Raw genomic sequence first — 22,665 nt, forward strand, 5'->3', positions numbered from 1 at the left:
ATGGCACCAAAGAAAAAAGTAACCGCACTTATTAAGCTGCAGATTCAGGCTGGAGCAGCCACACCGGCGCCACCAGTAGGACCAGCATTAGGCCAGCATGGTGTGAACATCATGGACTTCGTTAAGGCGTATAACGCTGCGACTGAAAGCCAAAAAGGAAACATCATTCCAGTTGAAATTACTGTGTTTGAGGATCGCTCATTTACTTTTATTACTAAAACTCCACCAGCTTCACGATTAATTCTTAAGGCTGCCGGAATTGAAAAGGGATCAGCAGTTCCCCATAAAGATAAAGTTGCAAATCTAACTAAGGCACAGGTTGAAGATATAGCCAAGCAAAAGATGGTTGATCTAAATGCTAATGACTTAGAGATGGCTTCACGAATTATTGCCGGTACCGCTCGTTCGATGGGTATTACCGTCTCTAGTTAAAAATAAATAATGTGGGAGAACCTCGCTGGTTCGCAAACACCACAACCCCAATCTTGAAAACCCTTTCAAGATTAATTAAGAGGAGAAGAAATGAAGCGCAGTAAGAAATATAAGGCCGCCGCTGAGAAGATAAAGTTAGAAAATCTTTATATGCCAGGTGAGGCGATGAAGTTAGTTAAAGAGACTTCAACTGTTAAATACGATGCAACTGTTGATATCGCATTGTTTTTAGGTGTGGACCCAAAGAAAGCAGATCAAGCTATTCGTTCCACCGTTAACTTGCCACACGGAACTGGTAAGACTGCCAGAGTTTTAGTTTTTGCCGGTGGTGAGCGAGCTGAAGAGGCACGTGCTGCTGGTGCTGACATTGTTGGCGCAGATGAATTAATCGATGAAGTTTCAAAAGGTCGTCTTGATTACGACGCAGTTGTATCAACACCTGAATTAATGGGAAAGGTTGGCCGACTTGGAAAAGTTCTTGGACCTCGTGGCCTAATGCCAAACCCAAAGACTGGAACTGTTACGACCAATGTTGCTAAAGCTGTTACTGATATTAAAGGTGGAAAGATTGAGTTTAGAGTTGATAAGAACTCAAACCTACACTTTGTAATTGGTAAGGTTTCATTTACTGCTGAACAACTTGCTGAAAATTATGCTGCAGCAATTGAAGAGGTAATGAGAGCAAAGCCAGCATCATCTAAAGGCCGCTTTATTAAGTCAGCGACTGTTTCATCAACTATGAGCCCAGGAATCCAACTTGATACCTCAGTTGCTCGTGATGGTGGAGCTCAGATCCAATAAATAAGTAATTTTGACTTGGGTAGGCCTAAGCGCCTACCCTTGGCTTATTCAGTCAGGCTAATTAATAAAATAATTAGAAAGACAGAAAACCAAAGACTGCAGGTCTTTTAAAGTAAATCTTTAAAAGGTAATTGTTGAAAAACAGCCCGCATAGGTGTAATCGATAACCTCGAGTGCATTTATGCGCCGAGGTTTTTCTTATTTAGAAAGGATGCCAAATGGCAACCCCAGATAAGAGCGCTGCTGTTGCAGAGATCGCAGAAGATTTCCGCACTGCAAATGCAACTGTACTTACTGAGTACCGCGGTTTATCCGCTACTTTATTAAAGCAACTACGTCGATCACTTGGTGTAAAAAACAAGTACTCCGTAGTTAAGAACACTTTAACTAAAATTGCAGCAAAAGAAGCTGGTGTTGATCTAGATCCAGCAATGCTGGCTGGTCCATCTGCTGTTGCATTTATTAAAGGTGACCCAATTGATGCTGCTAAAGCATTACGTGATTTTGCTAAGGAAAATCCACTTCTAATTATTAAGGGTGGAATTTTTGATGGTAAGGCAGTAACAACTGCTGAGATTATGCAACTTGCTAATCTTGAATCTCGCGAAGTTCTACTTGCCAAGATTGCCGGTGCACTTAAAGCATCAATGTCTAAGGCTGCTAGAACATTTGATGCTCTTCGTATCAAGATGGAGGCAGGTGCACCAGCACCAGTTGCTCCACCAGTTGCGCAAGCAGCTCCTGAAGTTGTAGCAGAGGCAGTCGTTGCCGAAGCAGCTCCTGAAGTTGTTGCAGAAGCAGTCGTTGCACAAGATGCAACACCTGAAGTTGTAGCCGAAGTGGCACCTGCTGCTGAAAGCACAGAAAACTAAACCGACCCCCAACCCCCGTACTCATACCAAGAGTTGGAGTCGGGATTAGAAGAAAAGGAAATGAATATGGCAAAGCTAAATACCCCAGATCTATTAGGTCAGTTCAAAGATATGACTTTGGTTGAACTAACAGAGTTTGTGAAAGCATTTGAGACAGAGTTTGATGTAACAGCAGCAGCACCAGTTGCTGCAGCAGCAGCCGGTGGCGCAGCTGGCGGCGCAGCAGATGCTGCTCAAGATGAGTTCACAATCATCCTTGAGGATGCTGGTTCTCAGAAGATTGCAGTTATCAAAGAGGTACGTGCACTTAACTCAAGCCTTGGCCTAAAAGAGGCAAAGGATCTAGTTGATGCCACACCAGCTACCATCATGGAGAAGGCTGATAAGGCAACCGCTGATAAAGCTAAGGCTGCTTTTGAGGCTGCTGGCGCTAAGGTCACTATCAAGTAAGTACTTGAATTAGACAGAAGGGGCAGAGGTTAGATACTCTGCCCCTTCATAATTTTCAATCCAACAGGTCAGGCATATAGCGGCTATGACCTAGCGGTAGCCGTGCGTTTTAATGCAGTTTATTACTGGAGGAAACTTTGGCCGCTTCAAAAATTAAATCTCAAGCACCAGCACGTGTTTCATTCGCAAAAATTCGCGAACCACTTGAAGTTCCAAATCTACTTTCATTACAACTAGAAAGTATTGATTGGTTACTTGGTAACGAAGCATGGCGCGCTCGCTTAAGCACCGCTGAAAAATCAAATCGTGGCGAGGTTCCTAAGCAATCTGGACTTGAAGAAATTTTTGAAGAGATCTCACCGATTGAAGATTTCCAAGGATCAATGTCACTCTCATTTCGTGACCATCGCTTTGAACCACCTAAGTACACAATTGCAGAGTGCAAAGAGCGCGACATTACCTACGCTGCTCCACTTTTCTTAACTGCAGAGTTTACAAACAACATAACAGGTGAAATTAAATCTCAGACAGTTTTTATGGGCGACTTCCCATTAATGACACCTCGTGGAACATTTGTAATTAACGGAACTGAGCGCGTAGTTGTTTCACAGATTGTTCGCTCACCTGGCGTTTACTTTGAACGCACAATTGAAAAAACATCTGATAAAGATGTCTACACAACAAAGATTATTCCAAGCCGTGGTGCTTGGCTTGAGTTTGAAGTAGATAAGAAAGATATGGTCGGTGTTCGTATCGATCGCAAGCGTAAACAATCTGTCACAGTTTTCTTGAAAGCACTTGGTTGGAGTAGTGCACAAATTCTTGAGCAATTCGGAGAATTTGAATCAATTAAGTTAACTCTTGAAAAAGACAATGTTGAAACTCAAGATGAGGCATTGCTAGATATTTATCGCAAACTTCGTCCAGGTGAGCCACCAACTAAAGAAGCTGCTCAAAACTTAATTGAAAACCTTTACTTCAATCCAAAGCGTTATGACTTAGCAAAAGTTGGCCGTTTTAAAGTTAATAAGAAGTTAGGACTAGAGCTTGATCTAAACCGTGGCCTATTAACTATTGAAGATATTGTTGGAACAATTAAATACTTAGTAGCACTTCACCGTGGTGATGCGTTAATGGAGTACGGCAAAGAAGTACGTGTTGAAACTGATGATATTGACCATTTTGGTAATCGTCGCCTGCGTACCGTCGGTGAGTTAATTCAAAACCAGGTTCGTACCGGTCTTTCTCGAATGGAGCGCGTAGTTCGTGAGCGTATGACTACTCAAGATGTTGAAGCGATAACTCCACAAACTTTAATAAATATTCGCCCAGTAGTGGCATCTATTAAAGAGTTCTTTGGAACATCACAACTTTCACAATTTATGGATCAAACAAATCCACTATCTGGTATGACACATAAGCGTCGTCTATCAGCACTTGGACCCGGCGGACTTTCTCGTGAACGCGCTGGCTTTGAGGTTCGAGATGTTCACCCATCTCATTACGGTCGTATGTGTCCAATTGAAACACCAGAGGGTCCAAACATTGGACTTATTGGATCTCTTGCAACATATGCACGTGTTACACCATTTGGTTTTATTGAAACTCCTTATCGCAAAGTTGTTGATGGCAAGGTTTCTGATCGCATCGATTACTTAACTGCTGATGAAGAAGATGAGCACATTATTGCGCAAGCAAATGCACCTTTAACTGATGATAATTTTTTTGCTGAGCCAAGAGTATTAGTTCGCCGTCGCGGTGGTGAGGTTGAAAATATTCAAGCATCCGAGGTTGATTACATGGATGTGTCACCTCGCCAGATGGTTTCAGTTGCAACTGCAATGATTCCATTCTTAGAACATGATGATGCTAACCGTGCGTTAATGGGTGCAAACATGATGCGTCAGGCTGTGCCACTTGTTAGAGCTGAAGCACCACTAGTTGGAACTGGCATGGAGTTTCGTGCTGCAGTAGATGCTGGTGATGTATTACTTGCTCGCAAATCTGGTGTGGTAACTGAGGTTAACTCTGATGAAGTAACTGTTAAAAATGATGACGGTACAACTGAAACTTACTTTGTTGAGAAGTTTGTTAGATCAAATCAAGGAACTAGCCGTAATCAAAAGGTAGTTGTTTCTGTGGGAGAAAAGATTGAAGTTGGCGCAGTTGTAGCAGATGGTGCTAGCACCGAAATGGGTGAGATGGCGCTTGGAAAAAATCTACTTGTGGCATTTATGTCATGGGAAGGTCATAACTATGAAGATGCGATTATTCTTTCACAACGCCTTGTTCAAGATGATGTGCTTACCTCAATTCATATCGAGGAGTATGAAGTAGATGCTCGTGATACCAAACTAGGAGCAGAGGAAATCACTCGTGATATTCCAAACGTTTCTGAGGAAGTATTAGCAGATCTTGATGAACGCGGAATCATTCGCGTTGGAGCAGATGTTGTGCCAGGTGATATTTTGGTTGGAAAAGTAACACCTAAGGGTGAAACTGAATTAACACCGGAAGAGCGCTTACTTCGCGCAATCTTTGGCGAGAAGGCTCGAGAGGTTCGCGATACTTCACTTAAGGTTCCACATGGTGAATCAGGCAAAGTAATTGGCGTTAGCATCCAAGATTCTGAAGAGGGATTTGAATTAGCTGCTGGTGTTAACCAAGTTGTTCGAGTCTACGTTGCACAAAAGCGTAAAATTCAAGATGGTGACAAACTTGCTGGCCGTCACGGTAACAAGGGTGTTATTTCAAAGATTTTACCTGTTGAAGATATGCCATTCCTAGAAGATGGAACTCCAGTAGATATTGTATTAAATCCACTTGGTGTACCAGGACGTATGAATGTTGGTCAGGTACTAGAAACTCACTTAGGTTGGGTTGCTAAGTCTGGTTGGAAACTAGAAGGTAATGAAGATTGGCAACAATCACTGCGTGCTAACGGTTACGCCGAAGCACCAGCCAATACAAAGGTAGCAACACCAGTATTTGATGGAACTAAAGAAGAAGAGTTATCTGGTCTTCTTGGTTCTACTTTGCCAAATAAAGATGGCATGCGCTTAATTGGCCCAGATGGTAAAGCACAATTATATGATGGCCGAACTGGTGAACCATATAAGCAACCAATTTCTGTAGGCTATATGTACATCTTAAAGCTGCACCATTTAGTTGATGACAAGATCCATGCTCGTTCAACCGGTCCTTACTCAATGATTACGCAACAACCGTTGGGTGGAAAAGCACAATTCGGTGGACAGCGCTTTGGTGAAATGGAAGTTTGGGCACTTGAAGCATATGGAGCTGCCTACACACTACAAGAATTGCTAACAATTAAATCAGATGACGTCCTTGGTCGAGTTAAGGTTTATGAAGCAATTGTTAAGGGTGAAAATATTCCAGAGCCAGGAATTCCTGAGTCATTTAAGGTTTTGGTTAAAGAAATGCAATCACTTTGTTTAAATGTTGAAGTTCTTTCATCAGAGGGTGTGGCAATTGAAATGCGCGATACTGATGAAGAAGTCTTTAGAACAGCCGAAGAATTAGGTATCAACTTATCCCGAGTTGAACCAAGCTCTGTAGAAGAAGTGTGAGGAGAGGATAACCATGTTAGACGTTAACTTTTTTGATGAGTTAAGAATTGGTCTTGCCTCAACTGACAATATTCGTGAGTGGTCGTTCGGTGAGGTTAAAAAGCCAGAGACAATTAACTACCGAACATTAAAGCCAGAAAAAGATGGTTTATTTGACGAGAAGATCTTTGGACCAACTCGTGACTGGGAATGTTATTGCGGTAAGTACAAGCGCGTACGATTTAAAGGAATTATCTGCGAAAGATGCGGAGTTGAAGTAACTCGCGCCAAAGTTCGTCGTGAGCGAATGGGACATATTGAACTTGCAGCGCCAGTAACTCATATCTGGTACTTCAAAGGTGTGCCAAGCCGTCTTGGATACTTGCTAGATCTTGCTCCAAAAGATTTAGAAAAGGTAATTTATTTTGCTGCGTATATGATCACAGAGGTTGATACTGAAGCTCGCGCTGAAGATATGCCAACACTGGAGAAAAAGTACTCCTCCGATGTTAAGAAGATTGAGTCACGCCGTGATCTTGAATTAGATACTCGCACCAAGAAGATGGAATCTGATCTATCTGATCTTGAAGATGAGGGTGCTAAAGCTGATGCGCGTCGTAAAGTACGCGAGTCTGGTGAGCGCGAACTAAAAACTATTCGTGATCGCAATCAAAAAGAGCTAGATCGTCTTGATGCAGTATGGAATCGTTTTAAGAATCTTAAAGTACAAGATCTTGAAGGCGATGAGTTGTTATATCGCGAACTTCGCGATCGTTATGGCGTGTATTTCAAAGGATCAATGGGTGCGTCTGCAATTAAAGCTCGTCTTGAAACCTTTGATCTAAAAGCTGAGTTTGATAAATTAAATGAGTTATCACAAACAGGTAAGGGTCAAAAGAAGACTCGTGCAATTAAGAGATTAAAGGTTGTTAACTCATTCCTTAATACTCGTAATAAACCGGCATCAATGGTCCTTGATTGTGTACCAGTTATTCCACCAGATCTTCGCCCAATGGTTCAACTAGATGGTGGCCGTTTTGCTACCAGTGATCTAAATGATTTATATCGACGGGTAATTAACCGTAATAATCGTTTAAAGCGCCTAGCTGATCTTGGTGCTCCTGAGATTATTGTTAACAACGAAAAGCGTATGTTGCAAGAAGCGGTTGATTCACTATTTGATAATGGTCGTCGCGGACGCCCAGTAACTGGACCAGGAAATCGTCCACTTAAATCACTTTCTGACATGCTTAAGGGTAAGCAAGGACGCTTCCGTCAAAACTTACTTGGAAAACGTGTTGATTACTCAGGTCGTTCAGTAATCGTAGTTGGACCACAACTTAAATTGCATCAGTGCGGTTTGCCAAAACAAATGGCACTTGAATTATTTAAACCATTTGTTATGAAGCGCTTAGTTGATTTAAATCATGCTCAAAACATTAAATCTGCAAAGAGAATGGTTGAGCGTGCTCGTCCAGTAGTTTGGGATGTATTAGAAGAGGTAATTGCTGAGCATCCAGTGCTACTAAACCGTGCACCAACTCTGCACCGACTTGGTATTCAAGCATTTGAGCCACAATTAGTTGAAGGTAAGGCTATTCAAATTCACCCATTAGTTTGTACTGCATTTAACGCAGACTTTGATGGTGATCAGATGGCTGTTCACTTACCACTATCAGCTGAAGCACAAGCTGAGGCTCGAGTATTAATGCTTTCAAGTAATAATATTTTATCTCCAGCTTCTGGTCGACCAATTACATCTCCTACTCAGGACATGGTGCTTGGTCTTTACTTCCTAACCTCACTACGTGAGAAAGAATTAGGAGAGGGCAGAGCATTTTCATCAATTGCTGAAGCAGTAATGGCATTTGATCAAGGCAGCCTCTCACTACAAGCAAAAATTAAACTTCGTATTGATAAGAGTGGTGTGGCTGAAACTCGCGAGACCACATTAGGTCGTGCTTTATTTAATGAAGTACTACCAGCTGATTTCCCATTTGTTGATTACGATGTTACTAAGAAGCTTCTTGGTTTAATTGTTGATAATTTGGCTGAAGGTTATGCCAAAGTAACAGTTGCACAAACCCTAGATGCACTTAAGTCACTTGGTTTCTACTGGGCTACTCGCGCTGGTGTGACTATCTCAATTAACGATGTTGTAACTCCAGGACGTAAACGAGAGATCTTGGAAGGTTATGAAACTAAGGCAGATAAGGTTCAATCACAGTATGAAAAAGGATTAATTACTGATGATGAGCGACGCCAAGAGTTAATTGAAATTTGGACACTTGCTACCAACGAGGTTGCTAAAGAGATGGAAGATAATTTCCCTCGCACCAACCCAGTTTGGATGATGGTTTATTCAGGTGCTCGTGGAAATATGATGCAGATCCGCCAAATTGCAGGTATGCGTGGACTTGTAGCTAACCCAAAGGGTGAAATTATTCCTCGTCCGATTAAATCAAACTTCCGTGAAGGTCTCTCCGTTCTTGAGTACTTCATTTCAACACATGGTGCTCGTAAAGGTTTGGCCGATACCGCACTTCGTACCGCAGACTCTGGTTACCTAACCCGTCGTCTTTGCGATGTTGCTCAAGATGTAATTATTCGTGAGGAAGATTGTGGAACTGATCGCGGCCTAACTCTGAAGATGGCAGCAAAAGATTCAACTGGCACATTAGTTCGTGATGATCATGTTGAGACATCATTATTTGGCCGTAACTTAGCTGAAGATGTATCAGCCTCCGGCAAGGTATTACTTACTGCTGGGACTGATCTAGGTGATCGCAACATCGATACATTAGTTGCAGCTGGGATTGAAGAAGTTAAGGTTCGCTCAGTTCTAACTTGCGATAGCAAGGTTGGACAATGCGCAATGTGTTACGGCCGCTCAATGGCTGCTGGCAAGATTGTTGATGTCGGTGAAGCTGTTGGAATTATTGCTGCTCAATCAATTGGTGAGCCAGGAACACAGCTAACAATGCGTACCTTCCATACTGGTGGTGCTCAATTACTTGGCGAGACTCAAATTACCCATGGTCTACCTCGTGTTCAAGAATTATTTGAAGCAAGAACTCCAAAGGGTGTAGCACCAATTGCAGAAGCTGCTGGAACTGTTTCATTCCTAGAGGATGCTAAAGGTAAGAAGATTGTTGTTACCCCAGAAGATGGTGGTGAAGCAGTTGCTTATCCAATTACTCGTCGCCAAAAACTTCTAGTTGAAGATGGATCACGTGTAAGCGTTGGTCAGCAATTAGTTGTTGGCGCAATTGATCCTAAGCAAGTTCTTCGAATCTTAGGACCACGTCAAACTCAGATTCACTTAGTAAGTGAAATTCAAGAGGTTTATCGTATGCAGGGTGTTTCTATCCACGATAAGCACATTGAAATTATTGTTCGCCAAATGCTAAAGCGAATTACTGTGCTAGAGCCAGGTGATGCTGATCTATTGCCAGGTGAGTTAGTTGAGCGCGGTCGCTTTGAAGAAGAGAACCGTCGTGTTGTTTCAACTGGTGGTAAAGCTGCATCTGGTCGACCTGAGTTAATGGGTATTACCAAGGCTTCTCTTGCTACTGAGTCATGGTTATCAGCAGCATCATTCCAAGAGACAACTCGTGTGTTAACTGATGCGGCATTGTCTGAAAAGAGTGATCCACTACTAGGACTTAAGGAAAACGTAATTATCGGTAAGTTAATTCCAGCTGGAACTGGACTTGCTAGATACCGAAATATTCGAGTTGAGCCAACTGAGGAAGCAAAGGCTGCTGTCTATGCTGCTTATGATCAATACGAGTTCACACCATTTGAATCACAAGGTTCTGGTGAAGCAGTTCGTTTGGATGAGTTCGAAGTTCGCTAAATAAAAAGTAATTTAAAGTGGCCGGCGCTAGATAATTGCGCCGGCCACTTTTATTAGTAGCAATTATCTATTAGAAAATACTGTCAGTATTGCTGCAACAAAGTGACAAATAAATGCTGCAGCCGTCAGTGCATGAAATAACTCATGAAAGCCAAACCAGCTAATTGAAAAATTTGGCTTTTTAAGGGCATAGATAACACCGCCAGCAGAGTATAAAAGCCCACCAGTTAGAATTAAAATAAATATTGCAACCCCACCGGAGTTGAAAAACGCAGGCATATAAAAGACTGCTGCCCAACCTAATGAAATATATCCGGCAACATATAACCAACGAGGAGCTGAGAGCCAAAAAATTCTAAGTAGTGAAATAAGAATTGCTCCACCCCAAGCAACAATTAACAATGTTTTAGTTTGACTTGGCTGTAATAAATAAACTGCAAAAGGGGTATAGGTACCGGCAATTAAAATTGAAATATTTGAGTGATCAATCCTTCGCCAAATTGCTTTATTTTTATCATTCCAGGCCACCCGGTGATATAAAGCGCTGCAGGTAAATAAAGTAACTGCGGTTAGCGTGAATATGCCGAGGGTAATTCGCCCTCGTAGTTCATTTGCCAAAGTAATAAGTATTAGCCCAGCCACCAAGCTAAGTGGGGACATCACTAAATGCACGATTCCGCGTAATTTTGGCTTTTCCATCTATTAACCATAGGCGTGATAGGGCTGGGTAATTCGGCGTGTCGTGGGGTGAGATTGCTGGTTGAAGGAGTAAAAGCACCGTTTTGACCAGACCGATGTGACTGGGCTACCCTTCCCGTCCTGCTCTTTTCTTCATAAGAGCTGCATCAATATGCAAATTTATTTGCATATTATCTGCAAGGAACGGGCAACACGCCCGACCTCGTGGGTCGGAGAGTGCAGCGAATTATGTAGGAAAACAGGATAAATAATTTTAAAAAAATTATTTAAAACTTAAATGTTTAGGAGATATGTAGTGCCAACTATTCAGCAGCTGGTCCGTAAGGGCCGCGCCGAGAAGACAGATAAGACGAGCACACCTGCATTAAAAGGTAGCCCGCAACGTCGTGGTGTTTGCACACGTGTTTATACAACTACACCAAAGAAGCCAAACTCAGCGCTTCGTAAAGTTGCACGTGTACGTCTAACAAGTGGCATGGAAGTAACTGCATATATTCCTGGTGAAGGTCATAACTTACAAGAGCACTCAATTGTTTTAGTTCGCGGCGGTCGTGTTAAAGATCTACCTGGTGTGCGTTACAAAATTGTTCGTGGCTCTCTCGATACCCAAGGTGTTAAAGATCGTAAACAATCACGTTCTCGCTATGGCGCAAAGAGGGAGAAGAAGTAATGCCACGTAAAGGTTCGGTTCCAAAAGCACCGGTAATTGCTGATCCGGTTTATGCATCCCCTGTGGTTACATCTTTAATTAATAAGATTTTAATGCATGGCAAAAGATCAACCGCTGAAGCAATTGTTTATGGCGCACTTGAGAATTGCCGTACTAAAACAAATACTGATCCAGTAATTACATTAAAGCGTGCACTAGATAACGTAAAGCCAACGGTTGAGGTTCGCTCTCGCCGAGTTGGTGGGGCAACATATCAAGTACCAGTTGAAGTAAAGCCAGCTCGTGCTACTGCACTCGGACTTCGTTGGATTGTAGATAACTCAAGAGAGCGCCGTGAGAAATCAATGGCAGAGCGTTTAGGAAATGAATTAATTGATGCCAGCAATGGCTTAGGCGCAGCAGTTAAAAAGCGCGAAGACACACACAAGATGGCTGAAGCAAACAAGGCGTTTGCTCACTATCGCTGGTAATTACGAGATAACGGGAGAAAAGACAACGTGAGTATTGCAACCGCAATCGATCTAGCCAAGGTCCGCAACATTGGAATCATGGCTCACATTGACGCGGGTAAAACTACAACTACTGAGCGAATTCTTTTCTATACCGGTATTAACTACAAAATTGGTGAGGTTCATGAGGGCGCAGCCACTATGGACTGGATGGAGCAAGAGCAAGAGCGCGGAATCACAATTACATCTGCAGCAACAACATGTCATTGGAAAGATCACATGATCAACATCATTGATACACCAGGACACGTAGATTTCACTGTTGAAGTTGAACGATCACTTCGCGTACTAGATGGCGCAGTTGCAGTATTTGATGGTGTTGCTGGAGTTGAACCACAATCTGAAACAGTATGGCGCCAGGCAGATCGTTATAACGTTCCACGTCTTTGTTTTATTAACAAACTAGATCGCACCGGTGCTTCATTTGATCGCTGTGTAGAGATGATCAAGTCTCGTCTTAATGCCACACCATTAGTACTACAAATTCCAATTGGCGTAGAAGGTGACTTCCTAGGAGTTGTTGATTTAATTGCAATGAAAGCATTGGTATGGCCAGGTGAGACTAAAAAGGGTGAAGATTATTTAATAGAAGAGATCCCAGCTAACTTAGCTGAGAAAGCAAAACAAGCACGTCATGAATTACTAGAGACATTAGCTGACTGTGATGACACCATCATGGAGAAGTACTTAGAGGGTGCTGAACTAACCGAGGATGAAATTATTGCCGGAATTCGCCGGGCAACTCTTGCTGATAAGGCAACTCCAGTATTAACTGGATCTGCATTTAAAAACAAGGGCGTGCAGCCAATGCTTGATGCGGTAAATCGTTACCTACCAAGTCCATTAGATATCAAAGCAATTGTTGGACACAAGCAAGGTGATGCATCAGTATCAATTGAGCGTCAACCAAATAATGATGAACCATTTTCAGCACTCGCTTTTAAAATTATGCGAGATCCCCATCTAGGTAAATTAACCTTCGTTCGGATTTACTCTGGCTCATTAACGGCCGGAACTGCAGTACTTAATTCAACTAAAGATAGAAAAGAAAGAATTGGAAAGATTTATCAGATGCACGCTAATAAGCGTGAGGAAATGGAATCAGCCGGAGCCGGAATGATTATTGCGGTAATGGGTCTTAAGGACACAACAACCGGTGAAACATTATGTGATGTTGATAAGCCAGTAATTTTAGAATCAATGGATTTCCCAGCACCAGTTATTTCAGTAGCAATTGAGCCAAAGACAAAGGCTGATCAAGAAAAACTTGGAATTGCAATCCAATCATTAGCAGAGGAAGACCCAACCTTCCACGTTAAATCAGATGAAGAAACTGGCCAGACAATTATTTCTGGAATGGGTGAGCTTCACTTAGAAATTTTAGTAGATCGTATGAAGCGTGAATTTAAAGTTGAAGCAAATGTTGGTAAGCCTCAGGTGGCATACCGCGAGACACTTCGCAAAACAGTTGCTCGTTATGACTACACCCACAAGAAGCAATCTGGTGGTTCTGGACAGTTTGCAAAGATTCAAATCGCAGTAGAGCCGCTACCAGCTGGTTCTGAGCAATCATATGAATTCGTAAATAAAATTACTGGCGGACGTATTCCTAAGGAGTACATCCCATCTGTTGATGATGGTTGCCAGGAAGCACTCGCTAGTGGACCACTTGCTGGTTATCCATTAGTTGATGTGAAAGTAACTCTTCTTGATGGCGCTTACCATGATGTTGACTCATCAGAGCTTGCCTTCAAGATTGCTGGAATCGCAGCATTTAAGGAAGCAGCAAGACTTGCTGGTCCTGTACTGCTGGAACCAGTTATGTCAGTTGAAGTAATTACTCCTGAAGATTTCATGGGTGATGTAATCGGTGACATAAATAGTCGTCGTGGTCAGATCTTGGCCATGGATGAGCGGTCAGGTGCCAGAATCGTTAAGGCAACAGTGCCACTGTCAGAGATGTTCGGCTATGTCGGAGATCTTCGCAGCAGGACACAAGGTCGCGCGAGCTACAGCATGCAATTTGATTCGTATGCCGAAGTTCCACAAGCGGTATCGAAAGAAATCATTGCAAAGGTTCGCGGCGAGTAAAACCGCAACGACCAGAGCGAAAATCCGAAATAACTACTAACAGCTAAAACAGGAGGAAAAAGTGACAAAGGCGAAGTTCGAGCGGAATAAACCGCACGTAAACATCGGCACCATCGGTCACATTGACCACGGTAAGACAACTCTTACTGCGGCAATTTCCAAGGTGCTTCATGACAAGTTCCCGGATGTAAATCCACTGATGAATTTTGATCAAATTGATAAGGCGCCAGAAGAGCGTCAACGCGGTATTACTATTTCTATCGCACACATTGAATACCAGACAGAGAAGCGTCACTACGCACACGTTGACTGTCCAGGACACGCTGACTACATCAAGAACATGATCACTGGTGCAGCGCAAATGGATGGCGCAATTTTGGTAGTAGCAGCAACTGATGGACCAATGCCACAAACTAAGGAGCACGTACTACTTGCTCGTCAGGTTGGCGTTCCTTCAATCATTGTTGCACTAAACAAAACTGACATGGTTGATGATGCTGAAATTCTTGAGCTTGTTGAAATGGAAGTTCGTGAACTTCTAAACAAGTATGAGTTCCCAGGAGATACAACTCCAATCGTTCGCATCTCAGCGCTTAAGGCACTTGAGGGCGATCAGAAGTGGGTAGATGCACTTCTTGAGTTGATGAATCAAGTTGATAGCTTTATTCCTCAGCCAGTACGTGAGATTGAAAAGCCATTCCTAATGCCAGTAGAAGATGTATTTACAATTACTGGTCGCGGAACTGTTGTTACTGGTCGTATCGAGCGCGGAATTGTTAAGGTCAACGAAGAGGTTGAAATCGTTGGTATCCGTTTAGATGCACAAAAGACAATTGTTACTGGCGTTGAAATGTTCCGTAAGTTACTTGATGAGGGTCAGGCTGGCGAAAACGTTGGTCTTCTTCTTCGTGGAACTAAGCGTGAAGATGTTGAGCGTGGTCAGGTTGTTTGTAAGCCTGGCACTATTACACCTCACACAGATTTCGAAGCCTCTGCATACATCCTTTCAAAGGATGAGGGTGGTCGTCACACACCATTCTTTAACAACTACCGTCCTCAGTTCTACTTCCGTACAACGGATGTAACTGGTGTGGTAACACTTCCATCTGGTACTGAAATGGTTATGCCTGGCGATAACACCGCTATGACCGTAGCTCTTATTCAGCCAGTTGCTATGGAAGAGGGACTTCGCTTTGCGATCCGTGAAGGTGGCCGCACCGTTGGTGCAGGTCGCGTAACAAAGATCGTTAAGTAAAAAAAGAATTATTTTTGGGCTGCTGAATAAGTGGCCCAGAAATAACTAAAAGATTTAACTAGAAAAAAAGGAGAAGCAAAATGGCCGGACAAAAGATCCGCATTAGGCTTAAGGCGTATGACCATGAGGTGATTGACACTTCAGCGAAGAAAATCGTTGAAACTGTTGAGCGCACTGGTGCTACCGTCGCAGGCCCAGTTCCGCTGCCTACTGAGAAAAACACTTACTGTGTTATTCGTTCTCCACATAAATATAAAGATAGCCGCGAGCACTTTGAGATGCGCACCCATAAGCGCCTAATCGACATCATCGATCCAACACCTAAAACTGTTGATTCATTGATGCGTCTTGATTTGCCAGCTGGCGTTGACATTGAGATCAAGCTCTAAGGGAAAATCAAATGACAACTACGCAATCAAAGTCTTCTGCCATCAAAGGCATCTTGGGTAAGAAGCTGGGTATGACACAGGTCTTTGACTCCCAAAATAAAATTGTTCCAGTAACTGTTATTCAGGCTGGTCCTTGTGTGGTAACTCAAATCCGCACAATTGAAAAAGATGGCTACACCGCTGTGCAATTAGCATTTGGTGCGATTGAGCCACGTAAAGTTTCTAAGCCACAAGCTGGTCAATTTGCAAAAGCAGGAGTAACACCACGTCTTGAAGTTGCTGAACTTCGCATCTCAAGTACTGAGGGATACTCAGTTGGTCAAGAATTAAAGGCAGATGTATTCGCATCCGGTGAAATTGTTGATGCCAGCGGTACATCAAAAGGAAAAGGAACTGCTGGTGTTATGAAGCGCCATGGTTTCTCTGGAATTGGTGCATCCCACGGTGTTGATAAGAAGCATCGTATGTCCGGTTCAATTGGTAACAGAACAACACCCGGACGTGTATTTAAAGGTAAGCGCATGATGGGCCGTATGGGTATTGACACTGTCACTACACAAAATCTTTTAGTGCACTCAGTAGATCCAGTAAATAACACCATATTAATTCGTGGCGCAACACCAGGTGCAATCGGTGCAACTATTTTTATCCGCTCAGCTGCAAAGAAAGCTGCGGCTGAAACAGTTAACACGAAGGTTGGTGCCTAATGTCATTAAAGATTGAGGTTAAAGATATTGCTGGTAAGCCAACTGGTTCAGTTGATTTACCTGCCGCAATATTTGATGTACAGGCAAATGTGCCATTAATTCATCAGGTAGTTGTTGCGCAGCTAGCAGCTGCTCGCGCTGGTACTCACAAGACTAAAAATCGTGGTGAAGTATCTGGTGGTGGTAAGAAACCATTTAAACAAAAAGGAACTGGTCGCGCTCGTCAGGGTTCAACTCGTTCACCTAACCAACGCCATGGTGGAGTTGCACATGGTCCAGTACCTCGTAAGTATGACCAACGCACACCAAAGAAAATGATTGCAGCAGCTCTAAAAGGCGTACTTTCTGATCGCCAACGCGCTTCTCGTATTCACGCAGTAAGTGGCATCGTTGAAGCAAGCACAACTAAAGCAGCAATTTCTGCAGTGCGTCAGTTCTCAGATCGTAAGAATTTATTAGTTGTTTTATCACGTACTGAAAATGCTGCCTGGCTTGCACTTAGAAATCATGATGATCTGCATCTAATCGTTAATGATCAATTAAATGCATACGATGTTTTAGTAGCCGATGATGTTATTTTCTCAGAGGGTGCACTTCGCGACTTTATTGCAGGTCCTGCAACTGGTAAGGGAGCAACCGCAGTTGCTCGTGAGAGTGAAGTTGGAGTATCAGCATGAAAAACTATCGCGACGTATTACTAGCTCCAGTAGTTTCTGAGAAGTCTTACTCATTACTAGATGGAAATAAGTACACATTCTTAGTTGCACCTGATGCTAATAAAACAGAGATCAAGATCGCTGTTGAAAAAGTATTTGGCGTAAAGGTATTAAGTGTTAACACCATGAACCGTGAGGGTAAGCGCAAGCGCACTGCACTCGGTTTTGGAAAGCGTAAAGATACAAAGCGTGCAATTGTGCATGTGGCAGCCGGACAACGGATCGACATCTTTGGAGGACCAGTCTCTTAAGGAGATTGGCTCTTACGGAATAGGGAGAAGATAAATGGCACTGCGTAATCTGAGGCCGACCACACCTGGTCAGCGCGGAGCAAGCGTTCCTGATTTTGAAGAGATCACTCGTCAAAAGCCAGAGAAGTCTTTAGTCCGTCCAATTAATTCTAAAGGTGGCCGTAACGCAACTGGGCGAGTAACTATGCGTCATCAAGGTGGCGGACACAAGCGCGCCTATCGCTTAATTGATTTTATTCGTAACGATAAAGATGGTGTGCCAGCAAAGGTTGCTCAGATTGAATACGATCCAAACCGCACTGCAAATATTGCACTACTTCACTTTGCCGATGGCGAGAAGCGTTACATCATTGCACCAGATGGTTTAGTTCAAGGATCTCCAATTGAAAACGGTCCGTCTGCAGATATTAAGCCAGGAAATAATTTGCCACTTCGTAATATTCCAGTTGGAACAATGATTCACGCAATTGAACTTCGCCCAGGTGGAGGCGCCAAAATTGGTCGCTCTGCTGGATCTGCTGTGCAGTTAGTTGCAAAAGATGGACCATACGCACAACTTCGTATGCCATCTGGTGAAATTAGAAATGTTGATGTTCGCTGCCGTGCAACTGTTGGCACAGTTGGTAATGCTGAACAATCAAATAGAAATTATGGAAAAGCTGGACGCATGCGTTGGAAAGGCAAGCGCCCATCTGTTCGTGGTGTTGTTATGAACCCAGTTGATCACCCACATGGTGGTGGTGAAGGTAAAACTTCTGGAGGACGTCATCCAGTTTCACCTTGGGGCTTACCTGAAAAACGCACACGTAAAAAGAAAGCTAGTGATTCTTTAATTATCCGTCGACGCAAGTCCAATAAGAAGAGATAAGGGGGATCTTAAGATGCCACGTAGTTTAAAGAAGGGTCCTTTCGTTGATCTTCATCTATCAAAAAAGGTAGAAGAGCAAAATGCGAAGAACACTAAGAATGTTATTAAAACTTGGTCACGTCGCTCAATGATTACACCAGACATGATTGGTCACACCATTGCAGTTCATGACGGACGCAAGCACGTGCCAGTTTTTGTTACTGATGCGATGATCGGTCACAAGCTTGGTGAGTTTTCACCAACTCGTACTTTTAAAGGTCACTCCCGCGCTGATGGAAAGGCGGTGGTTGTAAGTGAGTAATACTGACACCACTACAGCATTGGTAACTCGCGCAGTATTGCGTGACTTCCGATCCACACCACAAAAAGCTCGTCGAGTTGTAAACCTAGTTCGTGGACAACGTGCTGATACCGCACTTAACATGATGAAGTTTGCTAATCAGCCAGAGCTTGGCGAAGCTATCTACACATTAATTGCATCAGCTGTATCAAATGCTAAGCAAAAGAATCCATCAATTCGCGATGCATCTGAGCTTTGGATTATTGAAGCATTAGTTGATGAAGGCTTCACTATGAAGAGATACCGTCCACGTGCACAAGGACGCGGTTTTTCAATTAACAAGAGATCATCTCAAGTAACTGTTGTGTTATCTGATGATAAAACTCTTCGCACAAATAAGAATTTAAAAGCTTCTCAGATGCAAAAGCCAAAGGCACTTCGAAAGCCAACGGTAATTGCAGATGTACCTGTTGCAACAAAAGCAGCGGATGCGTTACCTGATAAGCCAGTAGCAAAGAAAGCGGCGGCCAAGAAGGCAACTGCTAAAAAAGCGCCAGCTAAAAAAGCTGCATCTAAAGGGAAGGCCGAGTAAATGGGTCAAAAAATAAATCCACACGGCTTCCGCCTTGGTATTACAACTGATTTCAAATCACGTTGGTATGCCGACAAACTTTATGGTGCTTACGTTAAAGAAGATATTGCTATTCGTCGCCTTATGGCTAAGAAGATGGAAAGAGCAGGCGTATCTAAGATTGAAATTGAACGTACTCGCGAGAAAGTACGTATTGATCTATTTACCGCTCGTCCTGGAATTGTTATTGGTCGTCGTGGTCAAGAGGCAGACAAGCTTCGTATTGATCTTGAAAACCTAACTGGCAAGCAGGTTCAATTAAATATTCTTGAAGTTAAAAATCCTGAAATGGATGCTCAACTAGTTGCGCAAGGTATTGCTGAGCAATTAGCAGCACGTGTTTCATTCCGTCGAGCAATGCGTAAGGGAATGCAAACTGCATTAAAAGCAGGAGCAGAAGGAATTCGTGTGCAGTGCGGTGGCCGTCTTGGCGGCGCTGAAATGTCTCGTTCCGAGTTTTATCGTGAAGGACGCGTTCCACTACACACACTTCGCGCAGATATTGATTATGGTTTTGCTGAAGCTGCCACAACTTTTGGACGCCTTGGCGTAAAGGTTTGGATTTATAAGGGTGAAGTAATTGAATCTCGCGCCGAAAGAGCTGCTGCTGCAATTGCTGCTGCAAAAGCTCCAAAGCCAAGTCGCGGTGGATCTCGTGCACCAAGAGCTCCAAGAGGTGAAGTAACAACAACAACTGTTGCTGCTCGCGCTGAAGCTGCTGCTGCAACTGAAACTTTGACACCTGATGAGAGCGGAGCTAACTAATGTTAATTCCACGTCGAGTTAAGCACCGTAAACAGCATCATCCAAAGCGTGCTGGAAAATCAAAGGGCGGCACAACAGTTGCTTTTGGTGATTATGGCGTGCAAGCAATGGAGCCGGCGTATGTAACAAACCGCCAAATTGAAGCTGCTCGTATTGCAATGACTCGTCATATTAAACGTGGTGGAAAAGTTTGGATAAATATTTATCCAGATCGTCCATTAACTAAGAAGCCAGCTGAAACTCGTATGGGTTCTGGTAAAGGTTCACCTGAGTGGTGGATTGCCAACGTTAAACCAGGTCGAGTTATGTTTGAGATTTCAGGTGTTACCGAAGCTGTTGCCTCAGAGGCAATGACAAGGGCTATGCACAAACTGCCAATGAAGTGCCGAATTGTTCGCCGAGAGGAGTTCTAATGTCAACGACAACTGCTGAAACATTACGCGCTAGTTCAACTGATGAACTAAATGATAAATTGCGTGAGGCTAAGGAAGAGTTATTTAATCTTCGTTTCCAAGCAGCAACTGGTCAATTAGAAAACCATGGCCGCCTTACTGCAGTTCGCAAGGAGATCGCGCGAATTTACACAATTTTACGTGAACGTGAACTAGGGATTGGAGTCAGCGCATGAGTAAAGCAAAAGATTTAGCTAATTCTGTTGACCGTCCATTCCGTAAAACACGTGAGGGAATTGTTACTAGCGATAAGATGAATAAAACTGTTGTGGTTTCAATTCAAGATCGAATTAAACATGGAATGTATAGCAAGGTTTTAACTCGCTCTCGCAAGCTAAAAGCTCACGATGAAAGCAACTCTGCTGGCATCGGCGATCGCGTTCTAATCATGGAAACTCGACCACTATCAGCAACAAAGCGCTGGCGTGTGGTTCAGATTCTTGAGAAGGCTAAGTAAGGGGCGAAAAAGATGATTCAACAAGAGTCACGGTTAGCTGTTGCCGATAACACCGGTGCTAAGGAATTACTTTGCATCCGAGTATTAGGTGGCACCTCCCGTCGTTACGCCGGTATTGGCGACATCATTGTTTGCTCAGTAAAAGATGCAATTCCTGGTGGCCAAGTTAAAAAGGGTGAAGTTGTTAAAGCTGTAATCGTTCGCACCGTTAAAGAGAGCCGTCGCGCTGATGGTTCATATATTCGCTTTGATGAGAATGCTGCCGTAATTGTTAAAGATGATGGTGAGCCACGTGGCACACGTATCTTTGGTCCAGTTGCGCGCGAACTTCGCGATAAGAAATTTATGAGAATTATTTCATTAGCTCCGGAGGTGCTATAAAAATGGCAAACATTCGCAAAGGTGACACCGTGCAGGTGATTGCCGGAAAAGATAAAGGAACAACTGGCACAGTGCTTTCAGTTGACCGAGTTAAGTCACGCATATTAATTGAGGGTATTAACCGAGTTAAGCGTCACACAAAGGAATCTACTTCTGAGCGTGGAGTTAAGGTTGGCGGAATTACCACTGTTGAGTCTGCTATTCATCTTTCTAATGTGATGTTAGTTGATGGCGATGGTAAGGCAACTCGAATTGGCGCTCGCAAAGATGAAGCTGGCAAGAATGTTCGTATCTCTCGCCGCTCTGGAAAGGATGCCTAATGTCTACTGATTTAGCACCACGTCTTAAGGGACGTTATAAGTCTGAGATTGCACCAGCTCTTAAAGCTAAGTTTGGCTATAAGAATGTAATGCAGATTCCAACCTTAACTAAGGTTGTTGTGAACATGGGTGTTGGTGAAGCAGCGCGTGATTCAAAGTTAATTGAAGGGGCAATCCGCGACCTTGCCACAATTACTGGGCAACGTCCGCAGGTAACTCGCTCTCGTAAATCAATTGCTCAATTTAAGCTTCGTGAGAATATGCCAATTGGTGCTCACGTAACACTACGCAATGATCGTATGTGGGAATTTACCGATCGCTTACTTTCAATTGCATTGCCACGTATTCGCGATTTCCGCGGACTCTCACCAAAGCAATTTGATGGTAAAGGTAATTACACATTCGGTTTAACTGAACAGGTTGTTTTCCCAGAGATCGAGCAAGACAAGATTGATCGCACTCGCGGAATGGATATAACTTTAGTAACCACTGCTAAAACAGATGAAGAGGGAAGAGAGTTACTACGTGCTCTTGGTTTCCCTTTCCGAGAAATGTAAGGGGCTAACTACTAATGGCAAAGACATCACTTAAGGTAAGAGCTAGCCGTAAACCAAAGTTTAAGGTTCGCGGTTATACAAGATGCCAACGTTGTGGCCGTGTACATGCTGTCTATCAAAAATTTGGTATATGCCGTATTTGCTTCCGCGAAATGGCACATGCTGGAGAGTTACCAGGTATCACCAAGGCTTCTTGGTAATACAAAACCCAACTATCAACTACGGAGCAGGTCCGCTTAATTGCGGAAACCATTTCGAGAAAGGCCAGAGGCCAAAGTAATGACAATGACAGATCCGATCGCAGACATGCTTGCACGTTTGCGTAATGCCAACTCGGCTTACCATGACAAGGTTTCAATGCCTTCATCATCGGTTAAAGCTCGAATTGCTGAAATATTAAAACAAGAGGGATACATCGCTGGTTTTTATATTGAGAGCAACCCAATTGGGTTTGGCAAAACCTTAGTTTTAGATCTTAAGTTTGGTTCAAACCGTGAGCGATCAATTGCTGGTTTGCGCCGTGTTTCAAAGCCAGGACTTCGCGTTTACGCAAAATCAACTTCACTACCTAAAGTTTTAGGTGGTCTTGGCGTTGCAATCATTTCAACATCATCTGGTTTGCTAACTGATAAGCAAGCCAACAAACAAGGAGTAGGCGGAGAAGTTCTCGCCTACGTATGGTGA

Annotated in this window: 27 protein-coding genes; 26 read left to right on the forward strand and 1 reads right to left on the reverse strand. The window is 43.3% G+C overall.

Annotated features, from left to right (window positions below; all coding sequences use genetic code 11):
• From rplK to B1sIIB91_RS00530, 6 genes are all read left to right on the forward strand, one after another.
• Positions 1 to 432: a 50S ribosomal protein L11 gene (gene rplK / locus B1sIIB91_RS00505; protein ID WP_018226776.1), complete on the forward strand. Its 432-nt coding sequence runs from the start codon at positions 1 to 3 to the stop codon at positions 430 to 432.
• A 90-nt stretch (positions 433 to 522) separates the two neighbouring features.
• Positions 523 to 1,233: a 50S ribosomal protein L1 gene (rplA, locus tag B1sIIB91_RS00510; RefSeq protein ID WP_095687704.1), complete on the forward strand. Its 711-nt coding sequence runs from the start codon at positions 523 to 525 to the stop codon at positions 1,231 to 1,233.
• Positions 1,234 to 1,451: 218 nt separating this feature from the next.
• A complete protein-coding gene (rplJ, locus tag B1sIIB91_RS00515; RefSeq protein WP_095687705.1) occupies positions 1,452 to 2,105 on the forward strand; it encodes a 50S ribosomal protein L10 in 654 nt (217 codons plus the stop codon).
• A 66-nt stretch (positions 2,106 to 2,171) separates the two neighbouring features.
• Positions 2,172 to 2,555, forward strand: coding sequence for a 50S ribosomal protein L7/L12 (gene rplL / locus B1sIIB91_RS00520; RefSeq protein WP_018226773.1), 384 nt, complete (start codon positions 2,172 to 2,174; stop codon positions 2,553 to 2,555).
• Positions 2,556 to 2,680: 125 nt separating this feature from the next.
• Positions 2,681 to 6,145 (forward strand): DNA-directed RNA polymerase subunit beta, encoded by a 3,465-nt coding sequence (gene rpoB / locus B1sIIB91_RS00525; RefSeq protein WP_190279183.1) that lies wholly within the window; start codon positions 2,681 to 2,683, stop codon positions 6,143 to 6,145.
• Positions 6,146 to 6,158: 13 nt separating this feature from the next.
• Complete coding sequence (locus tag B1sIIB91_RS00530) at positions 6,159 to 9,983, forward strand: DNA-directed RNA polymerase subunit beta' (protein WP_095687707.1); 3,825 nt, start codon at positions 6,159 to 6,161, stop codon at positions 9,981 to 9,983.
• Positions 9,984 to 10,046: 63 nt separating this feature from the next.
• On the opposite strand, the gene trhA is transcribed toward B1sIIB91_RS00530, so the two are convergent.
• The gene (trhA, locus tag B1sIIB91_RS00535) at positions 10,047 to 10,682 is read right to left on the reverse strand and encodes a PAQR family membrane homeostasis protein TrhA (RefSeq protein WP_095687708.1); all 636 of its coding nucleotides are present in this window, start codon (positions 10,680 to 10,682) and stop codon (positions 10,047 to 10,049) included.
• 295 nt (positions 10,683 to 10,977) lie between these two features.
• On the opposite strand from trhA, the gene rpsL reads away from it, so the two are divergent.
• The 20 genes from rpsL (at position 10,978) to rpsH (ending at position 22,665) form a co-directional block, all read left to right on the forward strand.
• The gene (rpsL, locus tag B1sIIB91_RS00540; protein ID WP_018227376.1) at positions 10,978 to 11,352 is read left to right on the forward strand and encodes a 30S ribosomal protein S12; all 375 of its coding nucleotides are present in this window, start codon (positions 10,978 to 10,980) and stop codon (positions 11,350 to 11,352) included.
• A complete protein-coding gene (gene rpsG / locus B1sIIB91_RS00545; RefSeq protein ID WP_018227377.1) occupies positions 11,352 to 11,822 on the forward strand; it encodes a 30S ribosomal protein S7 in 471 nt (156 codons plus the stop codon). The genes rpsL and rpsG overlap by 1 nt, the downstream gene beginning before the upstream one ends.
• Positions 11,823 to 11,855: 33 nt before the next feature.
• Positions 11,856 to 13,952 carry an elongation factor G gene (gene fusA, locus B1sIIB91_RS00550; RefSeq protein ID WP_265737226.1) on the forward strand — a complete coding sequence of 699 codons (2,097 nt, stop codon included), beginning with the start codon at positions 11,856 to 11,858 and terminating at the stop codon, positions 13,950 to 13,952.
• A 61-nt stretch (positions 13,953 to 14,013) separates the two neighbouring features.
• The gene (tuf, locus tag B1sIIB91_RS00555; RefSeq protein ID WP_095687710.1) at positions 14,014 to 15,207 is read left to right on the forward strand and encodes an elongation factor Tu; all 1,194 of its coding nucleotides are present in this window, start codon (positions 14,014 to 14,016) and stop codon (positions 15,205 to 15,207) included.
• 80 nt (positions 15,208 to 15,287) lie between these two features.
• Positions 15,288 to 15,596, forward strand: a complete 309-nt coding sequence (gene rpsJ / locus B1sIIB91_RS00560; protein WP_009611834.1) for a 30S ribosomal protein S10 — start codon at positions 15,288 to 15,290, stop codon at positions 15,594 to 15,596.
• 11 nt (positions 15,597 to 15,607) lie between these two features.
• A complete protein-coding gene (gene rplC, locus B1sIIB91_RS00565; RefSeq protein ID WP_095687711.1) occupies positions 15,608 to 16,303 on the forward strand; it encodes a 50S ribosomal protein L3 in 696 nt (231 codons plus the stop codon).
• Positions 16,303 to 16,980, forward strand: a complete 678-nt coding sequence (gene rplD / locus B1sIIB91_RS00570; RefSeq protein ID WP_095687712.1) for a 50S ribosomal protein L4 — start codon at positions 16,303 to 16,305, stop codon at positions 16,978 to 16,980. The genes rplC and rplD overlap by 1 nt, the downstream gene beginning before the upstream one ends.
• A complete protein-coding gene (gene rplW / locus B1sIIB91_RS00575; protein ID WP_095687713.1) occupies positions 16,977 to 17,270 on the forward strand; it encodes a 50S ribosomal protein L23 in 294 nt (97 codons plus the stop codon). Before rplD ends, rplW begins: the two co-directional genes overlap by 4 nt.
• Before the next feature lie 34 nt (positions 17,271 to 17,304).
• Positions 17,305 to 18,138, forward strand: coding sequence for a 50S ribosomal protein L2 (gene rplB, locus B1sIIB91_RS00580; protein WP_095687714.1), 834 nt, complete (start codon positions 17,305 to 17,307; stop codon positions 18,136 to 18,138).
• Positions 18,139 to 18,151: 13 nt separating this feature from the next.
• Positions 18,152 to 18,439, forward strand: coding sequence for a 30S ribosomal protein S19 (rpsS, locus tag B1sIIB91_RS00585; protein ID WP_095687715.1), 288 nt, complete (start codon positions 18,152 to 18,154; stop codon positions 18,437 to 18,439).
• Complete coding sequence (gene rplV / locus B1sIIB91_RS00590) at positions 18,432 to 19,010, forward strand: 50S ribosomal protein L22 (protein WP_095687716.1); 579 nt, start codon at positions 18,432 to 18,434, stop codon at positions 19,008 to 19,010. The genes rpsS and rplV overlap by 8 nt, the downstream gene beginning before the upstream one ends.
• Positions 19,011 to 19,814, forward strand: coding sequence for a 30S ribosomal protein S3 (rpsC, locus tag B1sIIB91_RS00595; protein WP_095687717.1), 804 nt, complete (start codon positions 19,011 to 19,013; stop codon positions 19,812 to 19,814).
• Positions 19,814 to 20,227 carry a 50S ribosomal protein L16 gene (gene rplP, locus B1sIIB91_RS00600; RefSeq protein WP_095687718.1) on the forward strand — a complete coding sequence of 138 codons (414 nt, stop codon included), beginning with the start codon at positions 19,814 to 19,816 and terminating at the stop codon, positions 20,225 to 20,227. The genes rpsC and rplP overlap by 1 nt, the downstream gene beginning before the upstream one ends.
• Entirely contained in the window at positions 20,227 to 20,442 is a 216-nt protein-coding gene (gene rpmC, locus B1sIIB91_RS00605) for a 50S ribosomal protein L29 (RefSeq protein ID WP_095687719.1), read from the forward strand. The genes rplP and rpmC overlap by 1 nt, the downstream gene beginning before the upstream one ends.
• On the forward strand, positions 20,439 to 20,723 hold the full coding sequence (gene rpsQ, locus B1sIIB91_RS00610) for a 30S ribosomal protein S17 (protein ID WP_095687720.1): 285 nt from the start codon (positions 20,439 to 20,441) through the stop codon (positions 20,721 to 20,723). Before rpmC ends, rpsQ begins: the two co-directional genes overlap by 4 nt.
• A 12-nt stretch (positions 20,724 to 20,735) precedes the next feature.
• Positions 20,736 to 21,104: a 50S ribosomal protein L14 gene (gene rplN / locus B1sIIB91_RS00615; RefSeq protein WP_095687721.1), complete on the forward strand. Its 369-nt coding sequence runs from the start codon at positions 20,736 to 20,738 to the stop codon at positions 21,102 to 21,104.
• A 2-nt stretch (positions 21,105 to 21,106) separates the two neighbouring features.
• Positions 21,107 to 21,424, forward strand: coding sequence for a 50S ribosomal protein L24 (rplX, locus tag B1sIIB91_RS00620; RefSeq protein WP_095687722.1), 318 nt, complete (start codon positions 21,107 to 21,109; stop codon positions 21,422 to 21,424).
• Positions 21,424 to 21,981 (forward strand): 50S ribosomal protein L5, encoded by a 558-nt coding sequence (gene rplE, locus B1sIIB91_RS00625; protein WP_095687723.1) that lies wholly within the window; start codon positions 21,424 to 21,426, stop codon positions 21,979 to 21,981. The genes rplX and rplE overlap by 1 nt, the downstream gene beginning before the upstream one ends.
• A gap of 14 nt (positions 21,982 to 21,995) precedes the next feature.
• Positions 21,996 to 22,181, forward strand: coding sequence for a type Z 30S ribosomal protein S14 (locus B1sIIB91_RS00630; RefSeq protein ID WP_095671997.1), 186 nt, complete (start codon positions 21,996 to 21,998; stop codon positions 22,179 to 22,181).
• A gap of 79 nt (positions 22,182 to 22,260) precedes the next feature.
• Positions 22,261 to 22,665 carry a 30S ribosomal protein S8 gene (rpsH, locus tag B1sIIB91_RS00635; protein ID WP_095688664.1) on the forward strand — a complete coding sequence of 135 codons (405 nt, stop codon included), beginning with the start codon at positions 22,261 to 22,263 and terminating at the stop codon, positions 22,663 to 22,665.

It is taken from the genome of Candidatus Nanopelagicus abundans (genome assembly GCF_002288305.1).
GTDB lineage: Bacteria > Actinomycetota > Actinomycetes > Nanopelagicales > Nanopelagicaceae > Nanopelagicus > Nanopelagicus abundans.